At 75.5% G+C, this 4,523-nt stretch carries 4 protein-coding genes and 1 pseudogene; 3 read left to right on the top strand and 2 right to left on the bottom strand.

The genetic code is table 11. The annotated features are described in order from the left end of the window. The 3 genes and pseudogenes from G3I53_RS13170 to G3I53_RS13180 all read left to right on the top strand — a co-directional run. Nucleotides 1-1,269 (top strand): annotated as a pseudogene (locus G3I53_RS13170) (hypothetical protein); the annotation flags it as partial. 173 nt (nucleotides 1,270-1,442) lie between these two features. Next, on the top strand, nucleotides 1,443-2,672 hold the full coding sequence (locus G3I53_RS13175; RefSeq protein ID WP_239063850.1) for a sensor histidine kinase: 1,230 nt from the start codon (nucleotides 1,443-1,445) through the stop codon (nucleotides 2,670-2,672). Beyond that, nucleotides 2,669-3,283, top strand: a complete 615-nt coding sequence (locus G3I53_RS13180) for a response regulator transcription factor (RefSeq protein WP_164335041.1) — start codon at nucleotides 2,669-2,671, stop codon at nucleotides 3,281-3,283. Before G3I53_RS13175 ends, G3I53_RS13180 begins: the two co-directional genes overlap by 4 nt. 62 nt (nucleotides 3,284-3,345) lie before the next feature. Here G3I53_RS13180 and G3I53_RS13185 read toward each other — a convergent pair whose 3' ends face one another. Together G3I53_RS13185 and G3I53_RS13190 are read right to left on the bottom strand one after the other, a co-directional pair. Continuing rightward, on the bottom strand, nucleotides 3,346-4,206 hold the full coding sequence (locus G3I53_RS13185; RefSeq protein WP_164438366.1) for a transglutaminase-like domain-containing protein: 861 nt from the start codon (nucleotides 4,204-4,206) through the stop codon (nucleotides 3,346-3,348). A gap of 17 nt (nucleotides 4,207-4,223) precedes the next feature. Beyond that, nucleotides 4,224-4,523, bottom strand: a 300-nt coding sequence (locus G3I53_RS13190) for a GNAT family N-acetyltransferase (protein ID WP_164438367.1), incomplete at its 5' end; no start/stop codon positions are given.

Consider the following 4,523-nt stretch of genomic DNA (forward strand, 5'->3'; position numbering starts at 1 on the left):
GGGCCGGGCGCTCCCGGGCGCCCCGCAGGTCCGGCCGGCCAGGGCGGCCCCGGGGCACAGGCGGGAGCGGGTGTCCCCGGCGGTGGGCTCAGCGACGACACCGCGATCCTGACCCCGCAGATCCAGGCCCCCGAACCGGGCCACCCCGGCTACGGGCCCCGCCACGACAACGTCTCCGGGAACACCGTCACCAGCGGCATCCCCGTCGTGCCGGCGAGCGCCGCCTTCGACGCGGACGGCCCGGCCGGCGGCCCGGCGGCCCACACGCCCCCCAAGCTGCCCCAGCCCGGCGCCCCGTCCCCGGCGGCCTCCTCGAAGCCGCCGAAGAAGAAGGGGCGCAACAAGCTGGTGCTGCTCGGCGGCGGCCTGGTCTTCCTCGGCGGCGTCGCCTACGGCGCCGGCCTGCTGATGAACCACTCCGACGTGCCCAAGGGCACCACCGTGCTCGGGGTCGACATCGGCGGCGGCACCCGGGACGACGCCGTGAAGAAGCTGGACGAGGCGCTCGGCGACCGGCTGAACAAGCCGCTCAAGCTGACGGTCGGCGGCAAGACCGTCGAACTGGAGCCGGACAACGCCGGTCTGCAACTGGACATCGACGCCACCGTCGGGGACGCCGCCAAGAGCGACTACAACCCGGTCTCCGTGATCGGCTCGCTGTTCGGCAACCACCGGACCGTCGACCCCGTCATGCCCGTCGACGAGGAGAAGCTGCACGCCGCCCTCGACGGCGTCGGCGGCACCGCGTCGAACACCGACGGCACCATCAAGTTCGTCTCCGGCAAGGCCGTCCCCGTCTACGGCAAGCCCGGCCAGGGCATCGACGTCGACAAGTCGACCGAGGTCGTCGCCGCGGCCTACCGCACCCAGGTGGAGACCGGCGCCTCGTCCCCGGTCACCGTGCCGACGACCACCCGGCAGCCCACGGTCAGCAAGGCCGAGGTCGACCGGATGATGAAGGAGTTCGCCGAACCGGCGATGTCGGCCAACGTGACCGTGCAGACCGACGCGGCGCACTCGATCCCGATGAGCCCGCAGAACTCGCTGTGGAAGTTCCTCCGGGTCGAGGCCGTCAACGGCAAGCTGGTCGACAAGCCCGACCTGGGCGCCCTGAAGAAGCTGTACGGCCAGACGTTCGACGGGGTGCTGATCACCCGGGGCAACGGCGAGAAGACGCCCGTCACCCCCCAGGACGTCTACGTGGCCCTGCGCAAGGCGCTGATGAGCACGTCGGACCGGGTGGCCGTGATCGAGACGGACCCGAGCTGACGGGCCGCCACCGCCCGCGGACCTGACGGAGGCGGCACGGACGGAGGGTGCCCGGCGCACCCCCCCGTCCGTGCCGCCTCGTGCTGTCCGCCCAGCCGTATGACATCCGTCATCCGCGGGCCGGTACCGGAGGCACTGCCCCCGCACCGCCCGGCCGGGCCACGATGGACGGTATGACGACAGCGACGAGGACCACCGGCGGCGGCTCCTACGGGGGGCTGGGCGCCGCCGCCATGGGCAAACGCCCGGAGAACCGCCGGCAGTGGCTGGTGAAGGCCCTGTGGTCCGGTATCTGGCTGGTCTTCCTCAGCGCCCCCGTGGTCGACCTGCTGGACGGCGGTCACGGCCCGCTCGCCCAGGTCCTCGGCTGGACCGGGCTCGTCGTGTTCGTCGCCTGCTACCTCGCCCTGGTCTTCCGCACCGGGCGCTCCGAGCGCAACGGGCCGGTCCTGCTGCTGCTCGCCCTCCTGAGCGCCGAGTCGGGCGCCCTGGTGCTGTTCCTGGGCCGGGAATGGCTGGTGCTGTTCGTCTACGTCGCCATCGCCTCCGGCGCGGCCCTGCCGCTGCGGCTGGCCTGCTGGACCATCCCGGGGGCGTCGGCGCTGATGGCGGGCGCCGCCCTCGTCGTGCCCGGGGGGAGGGCCTTCCTCGTCGGGCTCCTCGTCCCGGCGCTGCTCGGCGGCTTCGCCATGACCGGGGTGCGCGAACTCGTCCGGACCACCATCGCGCTGCGCGAGGCACGCGCCACGGTCGCCCAGCTCGCCGCCAACGAGGAACGCCTGCGGCTCGCCCGCGACCTGCACGACCTGCTCGGCCACTCGCTCTCCCTGATCACGCTCAAGAGCGAACTGGCCGGCCGGATGCTGCCCGCCCACCCGGACCTGGCGGCCCGCCAGATCGCCGACATCGAGCAGGTCAGCCGGCAGGCCATGACCGACGTGCGGGAGGCCGTCACCGGCTACCGGCGGCCCCGGCTGGGCAGCGAACTGGCCGGCGCCCGGGTGGCCCTGACCGCGGCCGAGGTGCGGGCCGACCTGCCCGCCGACCCCGGCCTCGACGACGTCCCCGAGGACAGCGAGGCCGCCCTCGCCTGGGCTTTGCGCGAGGCCGTCACCAACGTGGTGCGGCACAGCGGGGCCGGCCGCTGCACGGTCGAGCTGCTGCGCCGCCGCACCGTCGACGGCGACCCGGTGCTGGAACTCTCCGTCGAGGACAACGGCTCCGGCGGCGCCGGACCGCACGGCAACGGCCTGACCGGCCTCGCCGAGCGGCTGCACCGGGCCGGCGGCACCCTGGAGGCCGGACCCACCGGGCACGGCTTCCGGCTGGTCGCGCGGGCGCCGCTGGCGGGCCCGGACGCGCACCCGGCCCCGTCGGCGGCGGACGTAGGATCCCGCGCATGAGCCGCACGATCAAGGTCCTGCTCGCGGAGGACCAGTCCATGGTCCGCGAGGCCCTGGCCGCGCTGCTGGGCCTGGAGGACGACATCGAGGTCGTCGCGCAGGTCGCGCGCGGCGACGAGGTACTGACCGCCGCCCGCGAGCACGCCGTGGACGTCGCCCTGCTCGACATCGAGATGCCCGGCGCCACTGGCATCGAGGCCGCCGCGCTGCTGCACCGCGAACTGCCCGGCGTGAAGCTGGTCGTCCTCACCACCTTCGGGCGGCCCGGCTATCTGCGCGACGCCATGGAGGCCGGCGCCGACGCCTTCCTGGTCAAGGACGCCCCGGCCGCCCAGCTCGCCGCCGCGGTGCGCGCCGTGCTCGCCGGGGAGCGGGTGATCGACCCCACGCTCGCCGCGGCGGCCCTGGCGGACGGCGCCAACCCGCTGACCGAGCGGGAACGCGAGGTGCTGCGGGCCGCCGCCGACGGGTCCACCAACGCCGAACTGGCCCAGGCCCTGCACCTCTCCCAGGGCACCGTCCGCAACTACCTGTCCACCGCCATCCAGAAGCTGGCCGTCCGCAACCGCGCGGAGGCGGCCCGGGTGGCCCGCGAGAAGGGCTGGCTGTAGGGCCGGAGGGTTCTTCCGCCGGGGGCGGACCCGCGAGCCCGGTCCGACCCCGACGAGAGGCGCTAGTTGAGCAGGGCCCGGGCCGCCCGGGCCTGGCCGCGCATCCGCTCCGCCGCCGGTTCGTCCACCGCGCCCACCACCTCGGCGTACCCCTCCAGCTCGGCCGCCCCGGCGAGGAAGTCACCGCGCTGCACCAGCAGCTGGGCCCGCTCGTAGCGCAGCCGCGCCGGATGCGAGGGCAGCAGCAGGGACAGGTCGACGGCCCACAGCGCCACCGCGGAGTGCTCGGGCCGGGCCGCCGCCCACGCCCGGATGTTGTTCAGCACGCGCAGCACCACGTCCAGCGGATCGGCCGGGGCCAGCATCGAGGGGTCCAGCGGCGCACCGGTGGCCCCGGCGACCAGCAGCCCGGCGTCGTCCCCGGTGAGCACCCGCCCCCCGTCGAACGGGTCGGCGAGCACCGGCGGCCCGGCCTCCCCGGCCTGCCCGAAGCCGACGACGAAGTGCCCGGGCAGCGCCACCCCGTACACCGGCGCCCCGGCGCGCCGGGCCACCTCCATCCACACCACCGACAGCAGGATCGGCAGCCCGCGCCGCCGCCGCAGCACCTCGTGCAGCAGCGACGACTCCAGGCGCCGGTAGTCGGCCGGCGTGCCGTGGAAGCCGCACCGTCCGCCCAGCAGGTCGCGCAGGGCGAGCGCCCACGCGTGCGGGCCGCCCGGCCGGTGCGGGAGCAGCCCGGCCAGCCGGTCCAGCTCGATCTGCGCGGCGTCCAGGCCCGCCTCGTCCAGCGTGCCGTCCGCCTCCGCGCCCACCAGCAGGCACAGCGTGGCCAGGTCCGGCCGCGCCGACCGGGCCTCCTCGGCGAAGAGCCGCCGTACCTCGGCGGACCGTCCGGGGGACGGGGGATGGGGGGAACGCATAGCCGGTTCGTGCCCTCTCACGGCGATCCGTCACCGGCCGGAGCCGGAGATTCCGGTGCCGGTTCCGGCGCCCGGTAGTGGTGGTACACATGGTGCACGGTGAAGCCGAGCCCGGCGTACAGCTGCCGGGCGGCCGCGTTGTCCTCCTCGACCTGCAGCCAGGCCGCCGACGCGCCCTCGTCGAGCGCCCGGCGGGCCAGCGCCGCCATCACCGCCGTGCCGAGCCCCTCCCGCCGCCGCGCCGGATCCACCTCCACCGCGGCGAACCCGGCCCACCGGCCGTCCACCGCACAGCGGCCGATCGCGGCGGGCGCCCC

It is taken from the genome of Streptomyces sp. SID14436 (assembly GCF_010548465.1).
In the GTDB taxonomy this organism is placed as follows: domain Bacteria; phylum Actinomycetota; class Actinomycetes; order Streptomycetales; family Streptomycetaceae; genus Streptomyces.

Coding starts and splice junctions, on each gene's coding strand:
- G3I53_RS13175 (WP_239063850.1), top strand. CDS start 1,443: ATGACGACAGCGACGAGGACCACCGGCGGCGGCTCCTACGGGGGGCTG.
- G3I53_RS13180 (WP_164335041.1), top strand. CDS start 2,669: ATGAGCCGCACGATCAAGGTCCTGCTCGCGGAGGACCAGTCCATGGTC.
- G3I53_RS13185 (WP_164438366.1), bottom strand. CDS start 4,206: ATGCGTTCCCCCCATCCCCCGTCCCCCGGACGGTCCGCCGAGGTACGG.